Origin of the sequence: Streptomyces sp. NPDC001480, from assembly GCF_042894725.1 — a bacterium.
GTDB lineage: Bacteria > Actinomycetota > Actinomycetes > Streptomycetales > Streptomycetaceae > Streptomyces.
This window is the reverse complement of sequence record NZ_JBIAVX010000017.1, coordinates 1-25,622: the sequence shown is the minus strand read 5'-3', so window position 1 is coordinate 25,622 and position 25,622 is coordinate 1. Positions and strand designations below refer to the sequence as shown.

The 25,622-nt window shown below is 72.3% G+C and carries 22 protein-coding genes; 15 read left to right on the top strand and 7 right to left on the bottom strand.

Going from position 1 to position 25,622, the window contains the following annotated elements; genetic code table 11:
* Positions 1-36 precede the first annotated feature (36 nt).
* The 3 genes from ACFY01_RS34945 (at position 37) to ACFY01_RS34935 (ending at position 3,276) form a co-directional block, all read left to right on the top strand.
* A complete protein-coding gene (locus ACFY01_RS34945; protein ID WP_390739951.1) occupies positions 37-1,458 on the top strand; it encodes a peptidoglycan recognition protein in 1,422 nt (473 codons plus the stop codon).
* Between the two features lie 116 nt (positions 1,459-1,574).
* Positions 1,575-2,657: a sugar phosphate nucleotidyltransferase gene (locus ACFY01_RS34940; RefSeq protein ID WP_390739770.1), complete on the top strand. Its 1,083-nt coding sequence runs from the start codon at positions 1,575-1,577 to the stop codon at positions 2,655-2,657.
* A 67-nt stretch (positions 2,658-2,724) separates the two neighbouring features.
* On the top strand, positions 2,725-3,276 hold the full coding sequence (locus ACFY01_RS34935; RefSeq protein WP_390739769.1) for a cupin domain-containing protein: 552 nt from the start codon (positions 2,725-2,727) through the stop codon (positions 3,274-3,276).
* 47 nt (positions 3,277-3,323) lie between these two features.
* Here ACFY01_RS34935 and ACFY01_RS34930 read toward each other — a convergent pair whose 3' ends face one another.
* The 4 genes from ACFY01_RS34930 to ACFY01_RS34915 form a co-directional block, all read right to left on the bottom strand.
* Positions 3,324-4,331: a DNA-3-methyladenine glycosylase family protein gene (locus tag ACFY01_RS34930; protein ID WP_390739768.1), complete on the bottom strand. Its 1,008-nt coding sequence runs from the start codon at positions 4,329-4,331 to the stop codon at positions 3,324-3,326.
* Positions 4,332-4,411: 80 nt separating this feature from the next.
* Positions 4,412-5,746, bottom strand: a complete 1,335-nt coding sequence (locus ACFY01_RS34925) for a coenzyme F420-0:L-glutamate ligase (RefSeq protein ID WP_390739767.1) — start codon at positions 5,744-5,746, stop codon at positions 4,412-4,414.
* Positions 5,743-6,702: a 2-phospho-L-lactate transferase gene (cofD, locus tag ACFY01_RS34920; RefSeq protein WP_390739766.1), complete on the bottom strand. Its 960-nt coding sequence runs from the start codon at positions 6,700-6,702 to the stop codon at positions 5,743-5,745. The genes ACFY01_RS34925 and cofD overlap by 4 nt, the downstream gene beginning before the upstream one ends.
* Positions 6,703-6,735: 33 nt before the next feature.
* Positions 6,736-7,242, bottom strand: coding sequence for a cysteine dioxygenase (locus tag ACFY01_RS34915; protein ID WP_390739765.1), 507 nt, complete (start codon positions 7,240-7,242; stop codon positions 6,736-6,738).
* Between the two features lie 617 nt (positions 7,243-7,859).
* Here ACFY01_RS34915 and ACFY01_RS34910 point away from each other — a divergent pair.
* The 3 genes from ACFY01_RS34910 (at position 7,860) to ACFY01_RS34900 (ending at position 13,536) form a co-directional block, all read left to right on the top strand.
* Complete coding sequence (locus ACFY01_RS34910) at positions 7,860-8,123, top strand: WhiB family transcriptional regulator (RefSeq protein WP_132852983.1); 264 nt, start codon at positions 7,860-7,862, stop codon at positions 8,121-8,123.
* A gap of 215 nt (positions 8,124-8,338) precedes the next feature.
* Positions 8,339-12,013: a glycosyltransferase gene (locus ACFY01_RS34905; protein ID WP_390739950.1), complete on the top strand. Its 3,675-nt coding sequence runs from the start codon at positions 8,339-8,341 to the stop codon at positions 12,011-12,013.
* Entirely contained in the window at positions 12,010-13,536 is a 1,527-nt protein-coding gene (locus tag ACFY01_RS34900; protein ID WP_390739764.1) for a DUF5719 family protein, read from the top strand. The genes ACFY01_RS34905 and ACFY01_RS34900 overlap by 4 nt, the downstream gene beginning before the upstream one ends.
* A gap of 195 nt (positions 13,537-13,731) precedes the next feature.
* Here the strand turns inward: ACFY01_RS34900 and ACFY01_RS34895 are convergent, their stop codons facing one another.
* Entirely contained in the window at positions 13,732-14,184 is a 453-nt protein-coding gene (locus ACFY01_RS34895; protein ID WP_390739949.1) for a metallopeptidase family protein, read from the bottom strand.
* Positions 14,185-14,517: 333 nt separating this feature from the next.
* Between ACFY01_RS34895 and ACFY01_RS34890 the strand changes: the two genes are divergently transcribed.
* The 6 genes from ACFY01_RS34890 (at position 14,518) to ACFY01_RS34865 (ending at position 20,211) form a co-directional block, all read left to right on the top strand.
* Complete coding sequence (locus ACFY01_RS34890; RefSeq protein ID WP_390739763.1) at positions 14,518-14,895, top strand: DUF3499 domain-containing protein; 378 nt, start codon at positions 14,518-14,520, stop codon at positions 14,893-14,895.
* 119 nt (positions 14,896-15,014) lie between these two features.
* The gene (locus tag ACFY01_RS34885) at positions 15,015-16,379 is read left to right on the top strand and encodes a phosphomannomutase/phosphoglucomutase (RefSeq protein ID WP_390739762.1); all 1,365 of its coding nucleotides are present in this window, start codon (positions 15,015-15,017) and stop codon (positions 16,377-16,379) included.
* Between the two features lie 131 nt (positions 16,380-16,510).
* Complete coding sequence (locus ACFY01_RS34880) at positions 16,511-16,681, top strand: Trm112 family protein (RefSeq protein ID WP_390739761.1); 171 nt, start codon at positions 16,511-16,513, stop codon at positions 16,679-16,681.
* A 54-nt stretch (positions 16,682-16,735) separates the two neighbouring features.
* A complete protein-coding gene (locus tag ACFY01_RS34875) occupies positions 16,736-17,863 on the top strand; it encodes an SIS domain-containing protein (RefSeq protein WP_390739760.1) in 1,128 nt (375 codons plus the stop codon).
* 81 nt (positions 17,864-17,944) lie between these two features.
* A complete protein-coding gene (gene manA, locus ACFY01_RS34870) occupies positions 17,945-19,096 on the top strand; it encodes a mannose-6-phosphate isomerase, class I (RefSeq protein WP_390739759.1) in 1,152 nt (383 codons plus the stop codon).
* Positions 19,097-19,230: 134 nt separating this feature from the next.
* On the top strand, positions 19,231-20,211 hold the full coding sequence (locus ACFY01_RS34865) for a cation diffusion facilitator family transporter (RefSeq protein ID WP_390739758.1): 981 nt from the start codon (positions 19,231-19,233) through the stop codon (positions 20,209-20,211).
* Here ACFY01_RS34865 and ACFY01_RS34860 read toward each other — a convergent pair.
* Positions 20,208-20,405, bottom strand: coding sequence for a S26 family signal peptidase (locus ACFY01_RS34860; protein ID WP_390739757.1), 198 nt, complete (start codon positions 20,403-20,405; stop codon positions 20,208-20,210). The two genes, ACFY01_RS34865 and ACFY01_RS34860, sit on opposite strands and share 4 nt — an antisense overlap.
* Positions 20,406-20,919: 514 nt before the next feature.
* On the opposite strand from ACFY01_RS34860, the gene ahcY reads away from it, so the two are divergent.
* Both ahcY and ACFY01_RS34850 read left to right on the top strand, forming a co-directional pair.
* On the top strand, positions 20,920-22,377 hold the full coding sequence (gene ahcY / locus ACFY01_RS34855; protein ID WP_390739756.1) for an adenosylhomocysteinase: 1,458 nt from the start codon (positions 20,920-20,922) through the stop codon (positions 22,375-22,377).
* A 130-nt stretch (positions 22,378-22,507) separates the two neighbouring features.
* Positions 22,508-23,122 carry a hypothetical protein gene (locus tag ACFY01_RS34850; RefSeq protein WP_390739755.1) on the top strand — a complete coding sequence of 205 codons (615 nt, stop codon included), beginning with the start codon at positions 22,508-22,510 and terminating at the stop codon, positions 23,120-23,122.
* Positions 23,123-23,138: 16 nt separating this feature from the next.
* Here the strand turns inward: ACFY01_RS34850 and ACFY01_RS34845 are convergent, their stop codons facing one another.
* Complete coding sequence (locus ACFY01_RS34845; protein ID WP_390739754.1) at positions 23,139-24,143, bottom strand: RDD family protein; 1,005 nt, start codon at positions 24,141-24,143, stop codon at positions 23,139-23,141.
* Positions 24,144-24,295: 152 nt separating this feature from the next.
* Here ACFY01_RS34845 and ACFY01_RS34840 point away from each other — a divergent pair, with 152 nt between their 5' ends.
* The gene (locus tag ACFY01_RS34840) at positions 24,296-25,303 is read left to right on the top strand and encodes a stage II sporulation protein M (RefSeq protein WP_390739753.1); all 1,008 of its coding nucleotides are present in this window, start codon (positions 24,296-24,298) and stop codon (positions 25,301-25,303) included.
* Positions 25,304-25,622: the final 319 nt, after the last annotated feature.

Genomic DNA, 25,622 nt, shown 5'->3' with positions numbered 1-25,622 from the left:
GTCCGTCAGTTCCCCGATGGACAGATTTATATGACTATGTCCAAGATCATGGGCATGCGTGGATTCCTCACTTCTTCGATCGGCGTCTCCTCGGTCGGTGTCACCTGCGCCGCCGCCCTCGCCCTGCCGCTGACCGTGCCCGCGACAGCCGCTCCCGCGAGACCCGTCGGGGGGCGTGCCGTCGCATCCGCGGTCCCCGGCGCCACCCAGTCCCTGCCCCTGGTGCCCCTCACCCGGGACCGCGCCAGCGGTGCCGTCTCCGAACAGGGCCTGCACCGCGACCACGTACGGCCCTTCTCGCTCGTCGGCGTCGTCTGGGACGACCCCGGCACCGAACTGCACGGTCACGTCCAGGTCCGCACCCGGGCCGCCGGCACCGGCGGATGGTCCGGCTGGCAGGACGTCGAGACGCACAACGCCGACCACGGTGCCGACCCGGGCACCGCGGATGGCTCCTCCGGCCGGGTGCGCGGCGGCACCGCACCGCTGTGGGTGGGGGATTCGAATGGGGTCGACGTACGCGTACGGGCCGACGACGGGACCGACGGGACGGACGGGACGGACGGGGGCAAGGGGGCGGAGAGGCCCGGCGGCGGAGGCCGCGCACCCCTCCCCTCCGGTCTGCGCCTGGAACTCGTCGACCCCGGTGACGAGCCGCCACCCGCCGGGCCCCCGGCCGACGTCCCGAGCGCCGGCACCCTCCAGGAGGCCGAGGCCGCCGCCTCCGCCGTCAACACCGACCTCGCGCCCTTCGCCGCCACCGAGATCCCGGCCCTCGGCAGGGCGGAGACCGAGATGCAGCTACTGGCCCTGCGCGGCGACCAGCTGACCGAGGCCCAGCGCAGCAAGCCGCACATCGGGCCGCGCCCGCGCATCGTGACCAGGCGCGGCTGGCGCGCGGACGAGTCGCTGCGCGAGAAGGGGTTCGTCTACACGCAGAAGATCAAGGCGGCGTTCGTCCACCACACCGCATCCGGCAACAACTACCGCTGCTCACAGGCACCGTCGGTCATCCGCGGTATCTACCGGTACCACGTCCGCAGCATGGGCTGGCGCGACATCGGATACAACTTCCTCATCGACAAGTGCGGAACCATCTACGAGGGCCGCGCCGGGGGAGTGTCCAAGGCGGTCCGCGGCGCACACACACTCGGGTTCAACGCGGCCAGCATGGGCATCGCCGTGATCGGCAGCTACGGCAGGACCAAACCGTCCTCCGCCGCGGTGAAGGCCGTCGCCAAGCTCACCGCGTGGAAGCTCGGGCTCTACGGAGCCAATCCGCGCGGAAAGACATATCTGAGGTCGGGCGGTGGCAATCTCTACCCAAAGGGGAAGAACGTACGACTGAACGTGATCTCCGGCCATCGGGACGGATACGCCACCGATTGTCCGGGGAAGCGGCTCTACGCCAAGCTCGGCTCGGCCCGTTCCACCGCGGCCCGCTACCAGGGGCGCTGACGGGCGGGGCGCACGTTCACAGCCGTCGGGGGGAGGCGGGCGCTGTCGCACGGTCTGCATACACTGGCCGGCCGAAACACAGTTCGGCCGGTCCCGGCAGGAAGCAGAGACGACAGGTGACAGAAGCGATCCTCCTGGTCGGCGGCAAAGGCACCCGGCTGCGCCCGCTCACGGTGCACACCCCCAAGCCCATGGTCCCGGCGGCCGGGGTCCCGTTCCTCACCCACCAGCTGGCCCGGGCCAGAGCGGCGGGCGTGGAGCACATCGTGCTCGCGACGAGCTACCTGGCCGAGGTCTTCGAGCCGTACTTCGGCGACGGCGCCGCGCTCGGCCTCCACATCGAGTACGTCACCGAGCAGGAGCCCCTCGGCACGGGCGGAGCCATCCGCAACGTGGCCTCACGACTGCACTCCGGCCCCGACGAGCCGGTGCTGATCTTCAACGGCGACATCCTGACCGGGCTGGACATCAGGGCGCTGGTGCGCACCCACGAGGAGACGTCCGCGGACGTGTCCCTGCACCTCACCAAGGTCACCGACCCCCGCGCCTACGGCCTGGTCCCCACCGACGACACCGGCCGCGTGCTCGCCTTCCTGGAGAAGCCCCAGACCCCCGAGGAGATCGTCACCGACCAGATCAACGCCGGGGCGTACGTCTTCCGCCGCTCGGTCATCGACGCCATCCCGGCGGGCCGCCCGGTCTCCGTGGAGCGCGAGACGTTCCCCGGTCTGCTGGCCGCCGGCGCCCACCTCCAGGGCATGGTGGACTCGACGTACTGGCTCGACCTCGGCACGCCCGCGGCCTTCGTCCGCGGCTCCGCCGACCTGGTCCTGGGCCGGGCCCCTTCCCCCGCCGTCCCCGGCCGCTGCGGCGACCGCCTCGTCCTGCCGACGGCCACGGTCGCGCCCGACGCCAAGCTGACGGGCGGCACGGTGGTGGGCGAGGGCGCCTTCGTCGCCGAGGGGGCCCGGGTCTTCGGCAGCACGATCCTGCCGGGGGCCGTCATCGAGCCCGGTGCCGTCGTCACCGACTCCCTCATCGGCACCCGCGCCCGCGTCGGCGAGCGCTCCGTCCTCACCGGCGCGGTGATCGGCGACGGCGCGGTCGTCGGGGCCGACAACGAACTGCGGGAGGGCGTGCGGGTGTGGTGCGACGCGCGCATTCCGGCGGGGGCGGTGCGGTTCTCCTCGGACCAGTAGACGCCTGCTTGTGGAACTGAGCGTTGTGGCTATGGCCGTCGCCAATTCGTCTTGGTTGACTGATCACATGACCGACACACGGTACGAAGGCGACCGGTACGAAGCCGACGGGCACGGGGACGACCGGCACATGGACGTCCTGGCCGGTCTCCTTGAAGGCCTGAAGGCACGCGGCTCGTTCCTGCTCAGGTCCGTCTTCCGGCCACCGTGGTCCCTGCGCGTCGAGGACCGCGCCCCGGTGTCCCTCGTCACCATGGTCCGCGGCGGTGCCTGGGTGACGCCCGACGGCGGCACGCCGGTCCTGCTGAAGCCGGGCGACCTCGCGGTGCTGCGCGGCCCCGATCCGTACACCCTCGCCGACGACCGGAACACGCCCGTGCGGGTCGTCGTGGGCCCCGACCAGCGATGTGGCACCGTCGACGGCGCTGGGCGTGCGTACCTGGGGGACCGCCGACGGACCGGACACGTCCGTCATGCTCAGCGGCACCTGATCAGGGCGACCCCGCCAACGCCTCGGACCCCTCGCTCGTCGACCGGTTCGAGGGGGTCTGGTCGACCGCCGACATCGTGCGCACTGTGCTCACCACGGCCGCGGTGGCCGGCCTGGCCCAGGCGTTGAGGCTGCACGGCCGGGCCGGCACCGCGGCCGGGCGGCGCGGCTGACCCTCACAGCCGGCCGATGTCACCCACCGGCATCCGCGGAGCCCTCCGCGGCGGCACACGTCCGCTCAGCAGGATCAGCCGGGCCGCCCGGTGCCGCTGCCCCGCATAGGGCTCCAGCAACTCCAGCATCACGGCGTCGTCCGCGGCCCGGTCCCCGGCCAGCGCCCACCCGATGATCCCCGGCAGATGCAGATCCCCGACCGTCACCGCGTCCGCCGCCCCATGACTGCGCTGCACGGTCTCCGCCGACGTCCACGGCCCGATCCCCGGTACGACCTCCAGCCGCGCCTGCGCGGCCTCGGGAGGCATCCCGACCGCCTCCTCCAGCCGGGCGGCGAGCCGCACGGCCCGCAGGATCGTCGACGCCCGCTTGTTGTCGACCCCGGCCCGGTGCCACTCCCAGGAGGGGATCAGCGCCCACGCCCGCGGCTCCGGCATCACGTACATCCGCCCGGGCGCGGGGCCCGGCGCCGGCTCCCCGAACTTCCGCACCAGCAACCGCCACGCTCGGTACGCCTCGACGGTCGTGACCTTCTGCTCCAGGACCGACGGGATCAACGACTCCAGCACCAGCCCGGTGCGCGTCAGACGCAACCCCGGCCGCCGGTGCCGGGCCATCGCCACCACGCGGTGCCGGGGCGCGAACGCGGAGGGATCGTCGGCGGCGCCGAGCAGCTCCGGCAACCGCTCGAGGAGCCACTCGGCCCCCGGCCCCCACGCCTCGCCGCGCACCTCACCGCCGTACGCCGACACCCGCAGCGTCCCCGGCCCGGCGGGCGTCCGGCTGGCCCGCCACACGGAGCCGTCCGGCGCCGCGCGGAAGGTCGGATCCCCGGGTCCGCGCCTGAGCGGCCCGAGCACCAGCCCGAGATCGAGCGGCCCGTCCGGCGCCCACGTCCGCACCCGCCCCGGCCCGGCGGCCTGCCGGGGGACCCCGGTGCCGGCGGGCACGCCGACATGCCCACCGCGCACCGTCGTACGCGTGGGCCGCGGAGCGAAACGTCCTGCCACGACTGGGATCCCTGGGCTGCTGGAGCTGTGCTGTGAGAGCGGAGCTGCGATACGAGACTAGGCGGTCCGGAGGAGACCGATCAGCGCACCTCGATGAACGCCCCCGCCTCCCGCTCCGGCCGGGGCCGCGGGTCCTCGGCCGGATGGCCGACCGCCACCGCTCCCATCGGGTCCCAGTCCGCGGGCAGGTCCAGCACCTCGCGCACCACGTCCCGGCAGAACATCGTCGACGACACCCAGGCCGAGCCCAGTCGCTCCCCGGCCAGCGCGACCAGGAAGTTCTGCACCCCGGCTCCGGTGGCGACGACGAACATCTCCCGCTCGGCGCCGTCCCGCCGCGCGTCCCCGTAGGTGTGCGAGCCGTCCATGACGAGACAGGGCACCACGAGATACGGCGCGTGGCGCAGCACGTCACCGCGCCGCACCCGCTTGGCGATCGACTCCTCGGTCTTCCCGTCCCGCCGCAGGTCGGCGATCCAGGCATCGCGCATGGCGTCGAGCAGCCGCGTGCGCGAGGCCGCCGACTCCAGCAGCACGAACCGCCACGGCGTGGTGTGGTGCGGGGCCGGCGCGGTCACCGCCGCGGCCACCGCCCGCCGTACGGCCCCGGGGTCGACCGGCTCGTCGGTGAAGGCCCGTACCGTACGCCGCTGGGTCACCGCCTCCCGGACCGCCTCGGAGGTGCCCAGCCGGAACATGTCGTCGCGCGCCCCGCGCACCATGGCCCGCGCCCCCGCGCCGTGGTCGTCGGCCACGGTGTGCGGCAGCCCGCGCAGCACGGCGACGGGCAGTCCGGCGGCCTTGCCCTTGACCAGGTCACCGGCGGCGGCCAGTTCGTCCGCCGTGGCGACGATGGTGGCGGAGAGCGGATTGCCGTGCGCGTCCGTGTCCCCGCGCAGGTCGTCCAGCACGTGTACGCCCGCGGCGCCGATCGCGACGTCCGTGAGCCCCGCGCGCCAGGGCCGCCCGAAGGTGTCGGTGACGACGACCCCGACATTGACGCCGAGCGCCTCCCGCAGCCCGTGCCGGATGGCCCGCGCGGACGCGTCCGGGTCCTCGGGCAGCAGCAGCACCGTGCCGGACGGGGTGTTGGAGGCGTCGACCCCGGCGGCGGCCATGACCAGGCCCTGCCGGTTCTCGACGATCCGCAGCGGACCACGCCGCGCCACGACCCGCACGGTCTCGGCATCGATCGCGGCCTCCCGGTCGGCGGCCTCGACGATCCGGCCCTCCGCCTTGGACACGATCTTCGAGGTGACGAGCAGCACGTCCCCGTCGGTCAGGCCCGGCTCGGCACCGGCGATCACCTTGGCGAGGTCGTCGCCCCGCTGCACCTCCGGGATCCCGGCGACGGCCCAGACCCGGTACCCGGGCACGGCGCCGTCGTCCGGCCGCGGGGACACTCCGCCGCTCACGCCCGCCGCACCTCCTCCGCCAGCGTCAGCGCCTCCTGGGCCATCCGCGCGGCCGCGTCGACGTCGGTCATCATCAGCGGTACGGCCCGGCAGCGGATGCCGGCCGTCTCCACCCGGTCGACCGCGCCCGCGTCCACGGTGTCCACCAGCCAGCCGTCGAGCAGGCCGGAGCCGTAGTGCTCGGCCACCGCCGCGGCCGTGGACTCGACGCCGACCGCCGCGAGCACCTTGTCGGCCATGCCGCGCACGGGCGCGTCCCCGACGATGGGGGACAGGCCCACCACCGGCACGCCGGCGTCGGCGATCGCCTCCCGGATGCCGGGCACGGCGAGGATCGTGCCGATGGACACGACCGGGTTGGACGGCGGGAACAGCACGACGTCCGCTTCCGCGATGGCCTCCAGCACCCCCGGCGCCGGCTTGGACTGCTCGGCGCCGACCGGCACGACCGCCTCCGCCGGGACCGACGCCCGCAGCCGCACCCAGTACTCCTGGAAGTGGACCGCCTTGCGCTCGCCGTCCACCTCGACCGCCACATGCGTCTCCACGCGGTCGTCGGTCATCGGGATCAGCCGGACGCCCGGCTTCCAGCGGTCGCACAGCGCCTCGGTCACGGTGCTCAGCGGATATCCGGCGCTCAGCATCTGCGTACGAACGATGTGCGTGGCGAAGTCCCGGTCGCCGAGCCCGAACCACTCGGGTCCGACCCCGTACGCCGCGAGCTCCTCCTTGAGGTGGAACGTCTCGTCCGTCCGACCCCAGCCCTGCTCCTCGTTGATGCCGCCGCCGAGCGTGTACATCACCGTGTCGAGGTCCGGGCAGACCTTCAGCCCGAAGAGGTGGATGTCGTCCCCGGTGTTGCCGATGACCGTGATGTCCGCGTCCGGCACGGCCTGCCTCAGACCGCGCAGGAACCGGGCACCACCGATGCCGCCTGCCAGAACCACAATGCGCATGGAAGCAGTCTTGCAGGCGGGTACGACAACGCGTCAGGCAGTCACCGGACGCGGCTCGGTCCGGCCCTCGCAGTGCGGGGACGTGTGCATCGGCATCTCGGTCAGGCCCGGGTAGTAGACGTGCAGGCTCACCGCCGGCTCCAGCGTGTCGTTGACGACCCCGTGCGCGTACCCCGGCGCGAAGACCCGCTGCGCCCCCTCGCCCAGGGTGCGCGTGCCCCGGTCGGTCCGCTCGGTCAGTGTGCCCTCCAGGACGGTCAGCACACCGGAGGAGCGGCCGTGGTCGTGCAGACCGGTGCCCTGCCCCGGCACCCAGGACAGCAGCCACACCTCGTAGCCCGGGCCGGTGCGCAGCCGGTGGTACCAGCGGCTCGTCGCGTCGTACTGGACGAGGTGCGCCCACTGGGAGCGGTCGGCGGCGATGTCACGGGCCAGGCCGACGAACTCGGCCACGGTGGCCGGGTGCTCGCGCGGGGCCTGGAGCAGGTGCGGGACTTCGAGGATGTCGCCGGCGATCTGAAGGTCGTTGTCGCTGTTCATGGGGGTGCGGTGGGTCCTCGGCGGAAGAGTCGGGCCAGGGATGGAGACAACGCAGCCGAGTCCGGACGGACTCAGGAGCAGCTGGAGCGGTACGGAAGGCTCAACAGCTGGGACAACAGGAACAGCTACAGCGGGCACGGGCAGCACCGTGGGACCCGGCGGGGCGGGTCGAGGTGAGTGCCAAGTGCGCGAGCATGCCCACAAGGACAGCGGTTCACACCTCGCGTGTCAACTCGGCGCCCGGTATGTGGGACATGTTTCACCTCATCCGGTTCATTCCTCAGGTGAAAGGTTTGTTCACCGGGATGCCGGGACACATGGCGTCCATCCGGGCGCACGAGCCTCGTCGGAACGCGATCGAACTCCTGGGCGTCCTTCTCCGTACAGGTATCTGTGTGGGGTGGGAGGCCCTCCCGGGCCCCGTCTGCGTGTCAAGGTTTATGGCGATTTGAACACTTTCCGCTTGGCCTTGGTTCCGCAGAGTGAATAACGGGCTCAATAGCAGATCTCGGCTTGACTCTCCCGGAGCGGCACACTTGTAATTTCACTCGTGTCGTTCAGCCGAAATCGGTAACGGCCACGACCACGGGGACGCGAAAGACAGACGAGGGGCGCACATGACCGAGCTGGTGCAGCAACTGCTGGTCGACGACGCGGACGAGGAACTCGGCTGGCAGGAGCGCGCGCTGTGCGCCCAGACCGACCCCGAGTCCTTCTTCCCCGAGAAGGGCGGCTCCACCAGAGAGGCCAAGAAGGTCTGCCTCGCCTGCGAGGTGCGGTCCGAGTGCCTCGAGTACGCCCTCTCGAACGACGAGAGATTCGGCATCTGGGGTGGCCTGTCCGAGCGCGAGCGGCGCCGCCTGAAGAAGGCCGCGGTCTGACACGGACGGAGATCCGGCACGGGCACCGGGGCCAGGCCCGGCACAGGTACATACGACGGCAAACGGCGTGAACGGCCCGTCGCGGGTGGGTTGTCCACAGGCGGCGGGCCGCCGTCATGCCCAGCCGATAGTGTGGTCGCTCGTCCGAGACTCCTCGCCACCCACAGGGGGCGCGGGTGTCCACCGCAGTCCACCGAACCGGGGCCCGTACCTCGATGTCCGTGCACAGCCATACGGCAGCCCACCAAGCAACAGCTGCCATGCCTGAGTTCCCGCGTCATGTCGTCACAGCGGTGCTCGTCTCCCACGACGGCGCCCGCTGGCTGCCCGACGCGCTCGCCGGGCTGCTCGGCCAGGAGCGCCCCGTCCAGCACGCCGTGGCCGCCGACACCGGCAGCGCGGACGCCTCCGCCCAGCTGGTCACCGAGGCACTCGGCGCCGACCGCGTGCTGCACCTGGCCCGCCGTACCGGCTTCGGCCAGGCCGTCGAGGAGGCGGTCCGCTCCGCGCCCGTCCTCACCCCGGACGAGCTGCCGTACCTCAAGCGCCCCAGCGGCTGGGACCCGGTCACGCGCTCGTGGCGCGACGACGCCTACGACCTGCCCGACCTCCCGCACGGCGAGCCGATCCAGTGGCTGTGGCTGCTGCACGACGACAGCGCCCCCGAACCCGACGCCCTCGCCCAGCTGCTGCGCGTGGTCGACAACGAACTGGAGCTCGGCCGCGACGACGTGGCCGTCGTCGGCCCCAAGCTGCGCGGCTGGTACGACCGCCGCCAGCTGCTCGAGGTGGGCGTCAGCATCGCCAACTCCGGCCGCCGCTGGACCGGCCTGGACCGCAGGGAACAGGACCAGGGACAGCACGACCACGTCGGGCCCGTGCTGTCGGTGTCCACCGCCGGCATGCTCGTCCGGCGCGACGTCTTCGAGCAGCTCGGCGGCTTCGACAAGCGGCTGCCCCTGATGCGCGACGACGTCGACCTGTGCTGGCGGGCGCACGCCGCCGGCCACCGCGTCCTCATCGCCCCGGAAGCCGTCGTGCGGCACGCCGAGGCCGCCTCCCGCGAACGCCGCACCGTCGACTGCGTGGGCCGCACCGCCGCCTCCCCGCACAAGGTCGACAAGGCGGGCGCCGTCTACACCCTGCTCGTCAACGCCCGTACGGGCGTGTTGCCCTGGGTCCTGCTGCGGCTCGTGCTCGGCACCCTCCTCAGGACCGTCGCCTACCTCGTCGGCAAGGTCCCCGGACAGGCCGTCGACGAGATCCGTGGTCTGCTGGGCACCCTGCTGCGGCCCGAGCGGATCATCGCCGGGCGCCGCAGGCGCGGCCGCCCGCAGGTCGACAAGGGCGAACTGCGGCCCCTGTTCCCGCCGCCGGGCGCGACCGTGCGCGCCACCGTGGAACAGGTCGCCGGCAACCTCTTCGGCGGCTCCGACCCCGAGGTGTCCTCCGCCGGACGGCACGGCGGCGCCGTCGAGTCCGGACCCGGTGGCGACGACGCCGACTTCCTGGAGATCGAGCAGTTCGCCCGCCTCAAGCGCATCGCCCGCAAACCCGGCCCGGTGCTCTTCCTGGTGCTGCTGCTCGTGTCGTTCGCCGCCTGCCGGAACCTGCTCGGCGGTGGCGCGCTCTCGGGCGGCGCCCTGCTGCCCGCCCCGGCCGGCTCCGGCGAACTGTGGTCGCGCTACCTGGACGCCTGGCACCCCGTCGGCTCCGGCGGCACCCCGTCCGCCCCGCCCTACCTCGCCCTCGTGGCGATGCTGGCCTCCGCGTTCCTCGGCTCGACCGGCCTCGCCGTCACCGTCCTGATGGTCTTCTCGGTGCCGCTGGCCGGGTTCACCGCGTACTTCGCCTCCCGCCCGCTCGTCACCTCCCGCCTGCTGCGCGCGTGGGCGGCCGTCGCCTACGCCTTCCTGCCCGCCGCCACCGGCGCCCTCGCCGGAGGCCGCATCGGCACCGCCGTCCTCGCCGTGCTGCTGCCACTCATCGCGCGCGCGGGCATCGCGGCGAGCGGCCTCGCCCATGCCTCCGGAGCACGCGGCAGTTGGCGCGCCACCTGGGCGTACGCGCTGCTGCTGACCATCACCACCGCGTTCACCCCGATCGTGTGGCCCATCGCGCTGGTCCTGGGACTCGGCGTGCTGGCCGTGCGCCGCCGCGAGATCGTCGCCTACGGCCTGCGCTTCCTCGCCCAGCTGGGCACCCCCCTGCTGGTCCTCGCGCCCTGGTCGCTGACCCTGCTGCCGTTCGGCTTCTTCAAGGAAGCGGGACTGGAGTACGGCTCCTCGGCCGCCACCGCCCTGGACCTGCTCGGCGCCAGCCCCGGCGGACCCGGCACGGTGCACGGGCTGATGCTCATCGGCATCGTGCTGGCCGCGCTCGCCGCCCTGCTGCGCTCCGAACGTCAGCTGGGCATCCGCACGGCCTGGGCCGCCGCCCTGGTGGGCCTCGTCTTCGCGGTCCTGTCCAACAACTCCACCTGGGCCGGACCCGCCACCCTCGTCTACGGTCTCGCCCTCCTGGCCGCCGCAGCGCTCGGCGCCGACGGGGCACGCGCACGCGTGGCCGAGCAGAGCTTCGGCTGGCGCCAGCCGGTCGCCGCACTGATCGCCTTCGCCTCGGCAGCGGGCCCGCTGCTCGTCGCCGCCGGCTGGATGATCGGCGGTGCCGACGGGCCGGTGGAGCGACGCGATCCCGTGCAGGTGCCCGCGTTCGTCGCCGAGGACAGCGGCACCCGCGACCAGGCCCGCACCCTGGTCCTCGACAGCGACTCCACCGCCCGCGTGAGCTACAGCCTCGTGCGCGGCTCCGGTGCCCGCATGGGCGACGCCGAACTGGCCACCGCCGACGGTGAGAACGGCAAGCTCGACAAGGTCGTCGCCAACCTGGTCGCCGGCTCCGGCGCCGACCAGGCCGACCAGCTCGGCAAGTTCGCCGTCCGCTACGTCCTGGTCCACAAGGGCGCGCCCCGCGAGGTCAGCCGAGTCCTGGACGCCACGCCCGGCCTGTCCCGGCTCAGCCAGCAGGACGGCAGCGCCCTGTGGCGCATCGACCAGGAGGTGTCGCGCGCGGCCATCGTGACCGCCTCCGGCTCCGGCACCCCGCAGCCCGTCGCCGCCGGACCCGTCGAGATCCACACCACGGTCCCCTCCGGCGCCGACGGCCGCGTCCTGCGCCTGGCCGACTCCACCGCCGAGGGCTGGACGGCCACCCTGGACGGCAAGCCGCTGACCCGCACCACGGTCGACGGCTGGGCCCAGGGCTTCGAACTCCCCTCCTCCGGCGGGAAACTGGACGTCACCTACGACGCCCCGATCGGCCACACCGGCTGGCTGTGGGCGCAGGGCGCGCTCGCCGTCGTCCTGGTCGTGCTCGCCCTGCCCGGCCGTCGCCGCGACGTCGACGACGACCTCCCCGAGGAGGAGCCCGTCCCCGCGGAGGCCATCGCGGGCGAGGGCCGCCGCGCCCGCCGCCTGCGCGCCCAGGCGGAGGCGGAGGAGGCCGAGGGGATGGAAGGCACGGAGGGGACCGAGGAGACCGGCTCGGGAGACCCGCAGACCATGCCTTCTCCGCCCCAGGAGCCGGTCGCCGTACCTCACCAGCCGTCCTACGACGAGTGGGATCCGGCCACCTACGCGGGCGCCGAGTACGGCGGCTACGGCTCCGACCAGTACCAAGGCGCCGCGCAGTACCCGGGCGCGTACGACCAGCAGGCGTACCAGGCCGACCCGTATCAGAACGGCCAGTACGACCCCTACGCGTACGGCGGTACGGACCAGCAGGCGCCGTACGACCCGACGTACCAGCAGGGCTACGACCCGGCCTACGACCCGGCGCAGCACCACCCCCACGGCACCGGCAACGAGCGCCCCGACGGGAGCCAGCAGTGAACCGCACCACCCTGTCCCTGATCGCCGGCACGGCCGCGCTCGCCGCCGTCACCGGGTTCGCCGCGATCAACACACCGGACGCGTCCGGCGCCGCCCCCGCCGGCGCCGCGGCCCGGCTGCCGGTGGAGCGCACGAGCCTGCTGTGTCCGGCGCCCAGCATCTCCGACATCGCCGAGACGTCGTACACGTCCTTCACGCCGGTCACCAAGGGCGCGGTGAGCGGTGGCAAGGCCGAACTCCGGGCGGCCACCGAGCAGTCGGCGGACGCCACGAACGACTCGACGTCCGGCAAGACGGGCAAGACCGGCAAGAGCACGCAGAAGAAGACCGCCAAGCCCGTCCTGACGCCCAAGGATCCCGGCACGCCGGTGACCGGGGACACCTCCGGCGCGGACGCGCCCGCACTGGTCGGCACCGCCGAGGGGAAGGCCGCGCCCGGCTGGACCGTCCAGGAGACCACCGAGGTCGCCGCGGGCACCGGCCGTGGCCTGCAAGGCGTCAACTGCACCGCGCCGGACACGGAGTTCTGGTTCCCGGGCGCCAGCACGGGCGCCGACCGCACCGACTACCTGCACCTCACCAACCCCGACGACAGCGCCGCCGTCGTAGACATCGACCTCTACGGCAAGGACGGCTCCCTGAAGTCCACGCTGGCGGACGGCCTCACCGTCCAGCCGCACGCCGGTGAGCCGGTCCTGCTGTCCACGCTCACCGGCGAGAAGCAGGACAACCTCACCGTGCACGTCAACGTGCGCAGCGGACGGGTCGGGGCGGCCGTGCAGGCCCTGGACGACAAGCTGGGCGGCGACTGGCTCCCCGCCGCCACCGAGCCGGCGCCCGACCTGGTCCTGCCCGGCATCCCCAAGGACGCCACCTCCGTCCGCCTCATCGCCTTCACCCCCGGCGACGCCGACGCGGACCTGAAGCTTCGGCTCGCCTCCCCCGGCGGCCTGATCACCCCCGCCGGCCACGAGACGCTGCACGTGAAGTCGGGCATGACCACGGCGGTCGACCTCGGCGACGTCACCCGGGGCGAGGCCGGCTCCCTCGTCCTCACCCCCTCCGACCAGTCCGTCCCGGTGGTCGCCGCGCTGCGCGTCATACGGGGCACGGGCGCCAAGCAGGAAACGGCCTTCATCCCCGCCACCAGCCCCATCGGTACACGCGCGACCTCCGCGGACAACAGCGGCAAGAACAGCACCCTCTCCCTGACCGCCCCCACGGCCACCGCCCAGGTCAAGGTCACCGCCTCGGCCGGCAGCGAGGGCGGCACGGCGGTCTCGAAGACCTACACGATCAAGTCCGGCACCACCCAGAACATCGCCGCCCCCGTCCCGACCGGCCTCAAGGGCACCTACGCCCTCACGGTCGAGCGCCTCTCCGGCGGCCCCGTCTACGGCTCCCGCACCCTCGCGGCCACCGAGGAAGGCGTCCCGGGCTTCACCATCCAGACCCTCCCGGACGACCGGGGAACGGTATCGGTACCAAAGGCGGACGAGGACTTGGCGGTGCTGCAGAAGTAGGGAAGCGAACGCCGTAGCCGCCGCCGCTGCGGGCAGTTGTGCCGCGGGGGCGGCACGGGTGGCGATGGGGGTCCCCCCGCTCGAGCGAAGCCGAGAGTGGGGGAGGCACCCCGTGGCGCCGGGCTGCGCAACCCTCGCCCCAGCAGCAACCCCGGGCCACTTGAAAACACCGGCCCAGCAAACCCGGAACCCCGTTCAATCCTCCCCGTACCGAGGATCCACAGTCTCCGGAGTCAACCCCAGCAACTCCGCCACCTGTTCCACCACAACCTCATGCACGAGCGCGGCCCGCTCATCCCGCCCCTTGGTCCGGATCTCCACCGGCCGCCGATAGACGACGACCCGCGCCCGCCGCCCGTCCCGCGCCGGAACGATCCCGCCCAACGGCACCGCCTCGTCGCTCCACCCGTCCCCCGGCCGCCCATCCAGCCGCGGCACCTCGAGCACCATGAAGTCGATCTCCGCCAGCTGCGGCCACCGCCGTTCGAGCCGCTCCACGGAGTCCTGCACCAGGTCCGCGAACACATCGGCACGGCTGGCCGCCAGCGGCACCTGCGGCGGCGCGATCGGCCCGCGCATGCCCCGCCCGTGGCGATCACGACGACGGGGCCCGGGGCCGGCGGCACGGGGCGGTACACGGTTGTCCATCACTGCTGAAGCGTAGTCCCCGAGCGCTCCGCCCGCCCCGCTCCACGCGGCAACGCCGCCCCCCCGGCACACCAAGTCGCCGGATGTCCATTCCAGCCAAGGTTGGGCTCGTTTCCGTATCTCCACAAGACCGGCCGGCTCAAGGCAATTGACGGTGTTAGTACCGAATCGTGACCGTACACAGTACGGCCCGAGATCCCGCACGGCAGCGTTCACGCAGGTCAGGGAGGCGTGTTCCGGCAGGCGTGTGGGGCGTTTCACAGCACGACACGGTGGGGTGACCTGGGGGAGAGTCGTCGCGGCCCGCTCAAGAGTGCGGTACCGTCCATCGTCGTGAGCCCTGTACGTCGCTGTTCGCGCACCGCCTGCGGCCGACCCGCCGTCGCGACGCTGACGTACGTCTACGCCGACTCGACCGCGGTCCTCGGCCCGCTCGCCACCTACGCCGAGCCCCACTGCTACGACCTGTGCGCCGAGCACTCCGAGCGCCTCACCGCCCCGCGCGGCTGGGAGGTCGTACGCCTCCTCGACGGCTCGGCCCCGGCCAGGCCCACCGGCGACGACCTGGAAGCGTTGGCCAATGCCGTGCGCGAGGCGGCCCGCCCCCAGGAGCGGGCGGCCGAGGCGGGCGGCGGCGGTGGACGCGGCGCGGACCCGATGGAGGTCGCCCGCCGCGGCCACCTGCGCGTGCTGCGCTCCCCGGACAACTGAGCCGGACAGCTGGGCCGGGCGACTGGGCCGGACGGCTGAGGCCGTACCCCACCGCATCCTCGGGTTTCCCCATCTGGGTAGTTTGTGCGCACCGATAGGACTTCCAGGAAGGTTGGGCCGTGGCTGCTGATCTGTCGCAGATCGTGAAGGCGTACGACGTACGCGGTGTGGTCCCGGAGCAGTGGGACGAGCCGCTGGCCGAGCTCTTCGGGATCGCCTTCGCCCAGGTGACCGACGCGGCGGCGATCGTCGTTGGCCACGACATGCGACCGTCCTCGCCCGGCCTGTCCCGCGCCTTCGCGCGCGGAGCGGCGGCACACGGCGTCGACGTCACCGAGATCGGCCTGTGCTCCACGGACCAGCTGTACTACGCCTCGGGCGCGCTGAACCTGCCGGGCGCGATGTTCACGGCCTCGCACAACCCGGCCCAGTACAACGGCATCAAGATGTGCCGCGCGGGCGCCGCCCCGGTCGGCCAGGACACCGGCCTGGCGCAGATCCGCGAACTGGCCGAGCGTTGGCTGGAATCCGGCGCCCCCGAACCGGCCGCCATCCCGGGAACCCTCGCCTCGCGCGACACGTTGGAGGATTACGCGGCGCACCTCCGCTCCCTCGTCGACCTGACCGCCATCCGCCCCCTGAAGGTCGTCGTCGACGCGGGCAACGGCATGGGCGGACACACGGTCCCCACCGTGTTCGCCGGCCTGCCCCTCACCCTCGTCCCGATGTACTTCGAGCTGGACGGCACCTTCCCCAACCACGAGGCGAACCCGCTCGACCCCGCCAACCTGGTGGACCTCCAGCGGCGCGTCCGCGAGGAGGGCGCCGACCTCGGCATCGCCTTCGACGGCGACGCCGACCGCTGCTTCGTGATCGACGAGAACGGCGACCCGGTGTCCCCCTCGGCGATCACCGCCCTGGTGGCCGCGCGCGAGCTCGCCCGGCACGGCGGCAAGGGCGCGGTCATCCACAACCTGATCACGTCCTGGTCGGTCCCGGAAGTGGTGCGGGAGAACGGCGGCACGCCCGTGCGCACCCGCGTCGGCCACTCCTTCATCAAGGCCGAGATGGCCAGGACGGGCGCCATCTTCGGCGGCGAGCACTCCGCCCACTACTACTTCAAGGACTTCTGGAACGCCGACACCGGCATGCTGGCGGCCCTGCACGTCCTCGCGGCCCTCGGTGGCCAGGACGGCCCCCTGTCCGCCCTCGTCGCCCAGTACGACCGTTACGCCGGCTCCGGCGAGATCAACTCCACCGTCGACGACCAGAAGGCCCGGCTCGCCGCGATCCGCGCCGCGTACGAGGGCCGCGAGGACGTGACCCTGGACGATCTCGACGGCCTCACCGTCTCCTCGGCCGACTGGTGGTTCAACGTCCGCCCCTCCAACACGGAACCACTGCTGCGCCTGAACGCGGAGGCGCGGGACGAGGCGGTCATGGCGAAGGTCAGGGACGAGGCGCTGGCCATCATCCGCGGCTGACGAGCGGCCTTTCAGCCGACCGGGGCCGGTGGCGGGCGGGCACGGGCCGGGAGTCCGCCACGCCACGGTCACCGGCGGTACGCTGACCAGGCACATCCGCACAGGCACCATCGCCCCCGAAGGGAACCCCCATGCCGCTCGAAGCCGGCCTCCTGGAGATCCTCGCCTGCCCGGCCTGCCACGCCCCCCTCAAGGAGCAGGACACCGAGCTGATCTGCACCGGTCAGGGCTGCGGCCTGGCGTACCCCGTGCGCGACGGCATCCCGGTTCTCCTCGTCGACGAGGCCCGCCGCCCCGCGTAGGCACGAGGCGTCTTCCACATCCTCAACAGGACCCCGGTGACCGGAGGCTGCCCCATGCTCGACGAAACGCTGCTCGACTCCCCGGAGGGGCTCGCCGACGCCGACCGCCGGGGCCTCCTGCGCGGCGCCGCGGAAGCCGGCGCGCGCGTCCGCACCGCCGCCCGGCACGCCGTCGAGGCGGGCGTCGCCGACCTCAAGCCGGACGGGCGTCCCCGGTCCGTCCTGATCGCCGGCCCGGGCGCCGCCGCCACCCACGCCTCCGACCTCCTCGGCACGCTCGCCGGCGCCGGCAGCCCCGTCACCCGACTGGCCCCCATCGGCGTCGCCCCCGCGGCCGGCGCCCTCCGCTGGGAACTCCCCGGCTGGGCGGGCTCCGTCGACCTGCTGCTGATCGCCACCCCGGACGGCACCGAACCGAGCCTGTCCCTGCTCGCCGAACAGGCCTACCGCCGCGGCTGCACCGTCGCCGCCGTGGCCCCCGCCCGCACCCCGCTCGCCGAGGCCGTCACCGGCGCGCACGGGCTGTTCGTACCGATGGCCACGGCCCCCTACGACCAGGACGAGCCCCTCGCCGCGTCCTCCCCGGGCGTCCTGTGGGCACTGCTCACCCCGCTGCTCGCGCTCCTCGACCGCATCGGTCTGCTGACCGCCCCGCCCGACGCCCTGGAGAAGGTCGCCGACCGCCTCGACCAGGTCGCCGAAGGCTGCGGCCCGGCCATCGCGACCTACAGCAACCCCGCCAAGACCCTCGCCGCCGAACTCGCCGACGCGCTCCCCGTGATCTGGACCGAGGGCACCTCGGCAGGCCCGGCGGGCCGCCGCTTCGCCGCCGCGCTCGCCGAACTGGCCGGCCGCCCCGCCCTGGTCGCGGAACTCCCCGAGGCACTCGCCGCGCACAGCGCCCTGCTGGCCGGCCCGCTCGCCGCCAGCGCCGACCCCGAGGACTTCTTCCGCGACCGCGTCGAGGAACCGCCCGCGCTGCACGCGCGCGTGGTGCTGCTCCGCGACCGCCCGATCGGCGGCCTCACCGCCGCCCCCGCCGCACGCGATCTGGCCCTCAGCCACGACACGCCGATCAGCGAACTGGAGCCGGAGGAGGGCGCCGAACTGGAAACGCTCGCGGAACTGATCGCCGTCACGGATTTCGCCGCCGTTTACCTGGCGCTCGCTTCAGGGGCCTGATCTTGCCTCGACGGGCCAACTGACCCGCGCCCCGCTGCCGGCACCGGCCGGGCCGCGTACGTACGGAGACAGAGGAACGACATGGATCGCCTCGAGAACACCATCCGCCCCTACGCCTGGGGTTCCACCACGGCCATCCCCGAGCTGCTCGGCGTCAAGCCCACCGGTGAGCCGCAGGCGGAGATGTGGATGGGCGCCCACCCGGGCGCACCCTCGCGCACCGCGCGCGGCACGCTCGTCGAGGTCATCGAGGGCGACCCGGAGCGCGAGCTGGGTACGAAGACCGTCGCGAAGTTCGGCCCCCGCCTGCCCTTCCTCCTCAAGATCCTCGCCGCGGGCGCTCCGCTCTCCCTCCAGGTGCACCCCGACCGGGCGCAGGCGAAGGAGGGGTTCGCGGACGAGGAGCGCCGGGGCATCCCGATCGACGCCCCGTACCGCAACTACAAGGACGCCAACCACAAGCCCGAACTGATCTGCGCGCTCACCGAGTTCGACGGCCTGTGCGGCTTCCGCGACCCCGCCGAGGCCGCCGGCCTGCTCGACGGGCTCGGCGTCGACTCCCTCAAGCCGTACGTCGACCTCCTGCACGCGCACCCCGAGGACGCGGCCCTGCGCGAGGTCCTCACCGCCGTCCTGACGGCCGACCCCGAGGAGATGGCCCGCACGGTCGCCGCCGCCACGGCCGCCTGCACCCGCCTCGGCGGCGCCTACGTGCCCTACGCCGACCTCGCCCACCACTACCCGGGCGACCCCGGCGTGATCGCCGCCATGCTGCTCAACCACGTACGCCTCCAGCCCGGCGAGGCACTCTTCCTCGGCGCCGGCATCCCGCACGCCTACCTCAGCGGCCTCGGCGTCGAGATCATGGCCAACTCCGACAACGTCCTGCGCTGCGGCCTCACCCCGAAGCACGTCGACGTCCCCGAACTCCTGCGCGTCGTCCGCTTCGAGGCGGGCGACCCCGGGGTGCTGCGCCCCGAGGCGTCCCCGGACGGCGAGGAGGTCTACGAGACGCCTATCGACGAGTTCCGGCTGTCCCGGTACGTCCTCCCGGCGGACGGCGCCGGCCACGATCTCGGCCTTCCGGCCCCGCAGATACTGCTGTGCACGGCGGGATCCGTGCGGGCGGGGGAGTACGAGCTGACCCCGGGCGAGTCCGTCTTCGTACCGGGGGGCGAGAAGGCGGAGGTGTCCGGCGAGGGCACCGTATTCCGCGCCACTGTGATTGTCTGACCGCACCTGTGGATACCTGACGCGCCGCTGCCGCACGGGGCTGCAAGAATGGCCCACCGGCAAAGGACGGGCAAAGGCGACGGGCGCCAGGCCTGGACGGCTTACGTACGAAGGCGAAGGGACAACGCGGACACATGAGCGCGTCAGGCGGGACCAGGGCGATCGTGGCGGCACTCGGCGCCAACCTCGCGATCGCGGCATCCAAGTTCGTGGCGTTCGCGTTCAGCGGCTCGTCGTCGATGCTCGCCGAGGGCGTCCACTCGCTCGCCGACTCCGGCAACCAGTTCCTGCTGCTGATCGGCGGCAAGAAGGCCCAGCGCGAGGCGACCCCGCAGCACCCCTTCGGCTTCGGTCGCGAGCGCTACATCTACGCCTTCCTCGTCTCGATCGTCCTCTTCTCCGTCGGCGGCATGTTCGCCATCTACGAGGGCTACGAGAAGATCGTCCACCCGCACGAGGTCGAGCACTGGTACTGGCCGGTGGGTGTCCTGGCCTTCGCGATCATCGCCGAGGGCTTCTCCTTCCGCACGGCCATAAAGGAGTCGAACGAGCTGCGCGGCAAGCTCTCCTGGTCGCAGTTCATCCGCCGCGCCAAGGCGCCCGAACTGCCGGTCGTCCTGCTGGAGGACTTCGGCGCGCTCATCGGTCTCGTCCTCGCTCTCGGCGGCGTCGGCCTGGCCCTGCTCACCGGTGACGGCGTGTGGGACGGCATCGGCACCGTCTGCATCGGTGTCCTGCTCGTCCTCATCGCCCTGGTCCTGGCCGCCGAGACGAAGTCCCTGCTGCTCGGCGAGGCCGCGGGCCTCGAGGAGATCAAGAAGATCGAGGCCGCGACTGTCGACGGCGACACGGTCACCGGCATCATCCACATGCGCACGCTCCACCTCGGGCCCGAGGAACTGCTGATCGCCGCCAAGATCGCCGTCCAGCACGACGACACCGCCGCCGAGGTCGCCAAGGCCATTGACGCCGCCGAGGCCCGCATCCGCGCCGCCGTCCCCATAGCCCGCGTCATCTACCTCGAGCCCGACATCTACAGCGAGGCCGCGGCGGCCAAGGGCCCGGACCCCGAAGCGACCCCCGGCGGCCCCAACCCACACGCCGCCGAGCACTAGAACCGGCCCCGGCCCCGCCTCAGACCCGCCCCGCCCAGCGGCTTCCCGTTGACGGTGAGCCGCTCCTTCGCGCCCCCGGAGCTCGCACGGCACACGATGTGATCACCGCCCACACCGATGACCCACTGCACCGACAGCACACCAGGGCCATACCGGTCGGGCGCCGACAGCAGCACCACGTCGCCCCGCCGCACCCCGCTTCCCCTCGACCCGCTCACAGACGATCCGGTCACCCGGTTCGTACGTCGGCTGCATGCTCTCGCTCGACACGACGGAGCCGGCGTACGCGTTGCGTACACGAGACCCCCGACCTCCAGCAACACGCCCACCTGCCCCCCCCCGACGACGGCTGCGACCCCCAGCCCACGGCCCTTCCCGGCCATTCATCCCTCCGCGCGCCGAGAACGCGGGCGCGGCGGCCTCGATCGCCTCGCCCGGCGCCGTCACAGCGTGTAATCGGCGTGATCTCGTCGGATGCGGACTGGGGATGGCAGGGCCCTGCGGTGTAGCTTGGGACGGAGCCAGACGTCGCTGCTGATGGCGGTCGGGCGGTCCCTCCGCGGACCGACCGAGGGAGAGAGGGCCTCCGACGGACTGCGCTGCGCGCACGTGGGCATGCCTGTGTCCTCTTTTTCGGGCACCCCTGTGTCCGCCGCCGCGCAGACCAGCCGTACCCACCTCGAACCAACCCCCGAGGAGCAGCTCGCAATGACGACTGTCGACAACCGACAGGACTTCAAGGTCGCCGACCTCTCCCTGGCCGAGTTCGGCCGCAAGGAGATCACCCTCGCCGAGCACGAGATGCCGGGCCTGATGGCGATCCGCAAGGAGTACGCCGAGGCGCAGCCCCTGGCCGGCGCCCGTGTCACCGGTTCGCTGCACATGACCGTGCAGACCGCCGTGCTCATCGAGACCCTGGTCGCCCTGGGCGCCCGGGTCCGCTGGGCGTCCTGCAACATCTTCTCCACCCAGGACCACGCCGCCGCCGCCATCGCCGTCGGCCCGAACGGCACGCCCGACAACCCCCAGGGTGTCCCGGTCTTCGCCTGGAAGGGCGAGACGCTTCAGGAGTACTGGTGGTGCACGGAGCAGGCCCTGACCTGGCCCGACTCGCCCACCGGCGGCCCGAACATGATCCTGGACGACGGCGGTGACGCCACCCTCCTCGTCCACAAGGGCGTCGAGTATGAGAAGGACGGCAAGGTTCCCTCGGTCGACACCGCCGAGTCCGACGAACACCGCGTCATCCTCGAACTCCTGCACCGCACGATCACCAACGGCTCGCAGAAGTGGACCCAGCTCGCCTCCGAGATCCGCGGCGTGACCGAGGAGACCACGACCGGCGTGCACCGGCTGTACGAGATGCAGCGTGACGGTGTCCTCCTCTTCCCGGCGATCAACGTCAACGACGCGGTCACCAAGTCGAAGTTCGACAACAAGTACGGCTGCCGTCACTCGCTGGTGGACGGCATCAACCGCGCCACCGACGTCCTGATCGGCGGCAAGACCGCGGTCGTCTGCGGCTACGGCGATGTCGGCAAGGGCTGCGCGGAGTCCCTGCGCGGCCAGGGCGCCCGCGTCATCGTCACCGAGATCGACCCGATCTGCGCCCTCCAGGCGGCGATGGACGGCTACCAGGTCACGACCCTCGACGAGGTCATCGACAAGGCCGACATCTTCATCACCACGACCGGCAACAAGGACATCATCATGGCCGCCGACATGGCCAAGATGAAGCACCAGGCGATCGTGGGCAACATCGGCCACTTCGACAACGAGATCGACATGGCCGGTCTGGCGAAGGTGCCGGGCATCGTCAAGGACGAGGTCAAGCCGCAGGTCCACACCTGGACGTTCCCCGACGGCAAGGTGATCATCGTGCTGTCCGAGGGCCGCCTGCTGAACCTGGGCAACGCCACCGGCCACCCGTCGTTCGTGATGTCCAACTCCTTCGCGGACCAGACGCTGGCCCAGATCGAGCTGTTCACCAAGCAGGCCGAGTACCCCATCGGCGTGTACACGCTGCCCAAGCACCTCGACGAGAAGGTCGCCCGCCTTCACCTCGACGCACTCGGCGTCAAGCTGACCACGCTGCGCCCGGAGCAGGCCGCGTACATCGGTGTGGAGGTCGAGGGCCCGTACAAGGCGGACCACTACCGCTACTGAGCCGTACCCCTGGCGCGTCTCGCGCAGGTCCTCCGAGGCAGGCCCCCGCACCCCCGTGCCGGGGGCCTGCCCCTTTGGCCGGACCAGCAGCCCTGGCCGGACCCTCAGCCCGTCAAGACCCAGGACCCCCATGCCCCGCGGCCGTTATTCGCTCCACGATCCGCACGATCACACCCCCTTCGCAGAAGAGCACTTCCAGTGCGCCCCCGGCCCGTCCGGCTGGCGCTACGTCTCCCGGCTCACCGCCCCCTCGGGCGACCACACCGGCTCCGTCGACCTCACCCTCGACGAGCTGGGCCGCCCCATTCGACTCGAACTGCACGCCGGTAACTGGCAGGTGCGTGGCGCCGCCCTTGACGGCGTCACCTGGGTCCGCACCGACCCCACCGGCACTCATGCCACCGAAGGCAACGTGCGCGCCCACGCCTTCACCGGCACGTCCCCCGCGTTTCTGATCGCCACCGCCCGTCTCCTGCGCCTCACCCCTTCCGCCACCGCGACCCGAGTACGCCTCGTGGCCTTCACGGATCCGGTCCTCGCCCCGCGCACCGTGGACCAGTCCTGGGCCTTGGTGGAAAGAGAAGCACACGCCACTGACAACGGCCCGCTCACCGTGGACGAATACCAGGTCACAGCCCTGGACACGGGCGAACGGCACACCGTGCACATCGCCGGGGACGTGGTCCTCGCCGCGCCCGGGATCGAGCTGGAGGACCTCGAGTCACCGCCGTCGGCCTTCGACTGAGCCGGGCCGGTACCGGCTACGCCGGCGGCACGAATCCAGTGGCCGGCCGCCCGTCCGCGGTTCCGTCCTGCCCCCCGGCGGGGGCCGGGGGGCGAATCTGGAGATGATTCTGGAGCTGTGGCGCAGGCGGCTGAGGCTGCTGGAACGGTGAGGCGACCGGCTGCTGGACCGCCGGTACGACCGGCTGCGGGACCGGTGGAGCGTAGCCGCCGGGCACACCCGTCGAGGAGACGGACGCACCCCCGACGCCCGGCGCACCACTTCCGACGGGGCCACCGCCGAAGGCCCGCCTGGCCTCCCGGGCCTGCCGTTCGTGCAGCAGGGCCGCCAGATACGCGGCAGGCGGTACGCCCTGCGGAGCCGGAGCCCCCGTACGAGCCGCCACATCTGCCGCGAGCCGCTCCGCCATGGCCCAGCCGACCTGCGGATCAAGCTGCTGCATCCGCGTCAGATACTGACGGACGGCGAGCCACAGACCATCGGGGACCGCGGACAGGTCGAGCCCGGAGAAGCGCCCCGCCAGCCAGGGAGGCGGCGGAGGAACGAAATGGCCCTGCCCCGTCGGCACGCGTTCCCGCACCACCAACGTCCCCGCGAAGACGTCCCCGAGCCGCCGCCCCCGCGCCGACACCAGCGAGGCGATACAGGCGACGACACCGAACGTCATCAGGATCTCGACCACCCCGACCGCACCCCGTACCAGCGCGTGCCGGAACCGGATCGGCCCACCGTCGTCCCGCACCACCCGCAGCCCGCACGCCAGCTTCCCCAGCGAACGTCCATGACTGAGCGTCTCCACCGCGATCGGCCCGCCCACCAGCACCAGCAGAAAGCTGGCGATGGACAGCGCGACCCGCGCCGCCTCGTCCAGCGACGCCGTCGCCGCCACCATCGCCGTGACCACGACGATGTAGACGACCACGGCTACGACCAGGTCGAGCAACACCGCCAGCGCCCTGCTGGGCAGCCTCGCGGGACGCAACTCGAGCGCCACCGCCTCGCCCGTCACCAGCTCACTCACGCCTGCCGCCCTTCCCTGCTCTGCCCGGAGAATCGCAAGTCTGCCAAGCTGAGGGCGCATCGCGCCCCAGTACGACAAGCTGACAGCCATCACAAGCGGTCCGCGACCAGACACACGGCCACCGACGACCAGCCGAGGAGCAGACAGACCCGATGGACCTCGACGTCTTCGTCGCCGCCCACCGAGCCGAGTGGGACCGCCTCGACGCGCTGCTCCGCCGTCAGCGCCGCCTCACCGGCGCGGAAGCCGACGAACTCGTCGCCCTCTACCAGCGCACCGCCACCCACCTCTCCCTGATCCAGTCCAGCGCCCCCGACCCCCAGCTCACCGGTCGGCTCAGCCAACTCGTAGCCCGCGCGCGCAGCGCGGTGACCGGCACCCGCCGCGCCTCCTGGCGGGACGTGACACGCTTCCTGGGCCAGGGATTCCCCGCGGCGGTCTACCGCGCGCGCCACTGGTGGGTGCCCACCGCCCTGGTCTCCACCGCGATCGCGATCCTCCTGGGCTGGTGGATCGGTACGCACCCCGAGGTGCAGTCGTCCATTGCCGCCCCCAGCCAACTACGGGAGCTCACTCGCCCCGGCGGCGAGTACGAGACGTACTACTCCAGTCATCCCGCCGCCTCCTTCGCCGCCCAGGTGTGGACGAACAACGCCCAGGCCGCCGCGATGTGCCTGGTGCTCGGTGTCTTCCTGGGCCTTCCGGTGCTCTGGATCCTCTTCGAGAACATGCTCAACCTGGGCGTCGGCTTCGGCCTGATGTCCTCCGCCGGCCGGCTCGACACCTTCCTCGGCCTCGTCCTCCCGCACGGTCTGCTGGAACTCACCGCGGTCTTCGTCGCGGCCGGCACGGGACTGCGTCTCGGCTGGACCGTCATCGACCCCGGCCCGCGCACCCGCCGCACGGCACTCGCGGAAGAGGGCCGCGCCGCCGTGGGTATGGCGATCGGCCTCGCCCTCGTCCTCTTCGTCTCCGGTGCCATCGAGGGCTTCGTGACCCCGTCGGGCCTGCCCACCTGGGCGCGCATAGGCATCGGAATCGCCGCCGAGCTGGCCTTCCTCACGTACGTCTACGTCCTCGGCGGCCGGGCCGCCCGTGCCGGTGAAACGGGTGACGTCGAGGCAACCGAGCGCAGCGCCAGCGTGCCGACCGCCGCTTGATGTGCGGATGCGCCCCCTGAGCTGCTAGTCTCCTCTTCGCCCCGCAAAAGCTGTTGACACGGCTGGAGGGGGGAGGTAGATTTTATGAGTTGCCTAGAGCTGGACACGTCCAGCGGCGGCCGCTAGAATCTATCTGCTTCTTGAAGGAACCCTGTTCCACAGAAGCCTCCTTCGATTAGCTCAGAAATGAGTGGCTGGTCAGACCGGCCAAGAACTTCTGACAAAGTCGGAAACGCCGGAAAGGGAAACGCGAGAGCGGGAACCTGGAAAGCACCGAGGAAATCGGATCGAGAAAAGATCTGATAGAGTCGGAAACGCA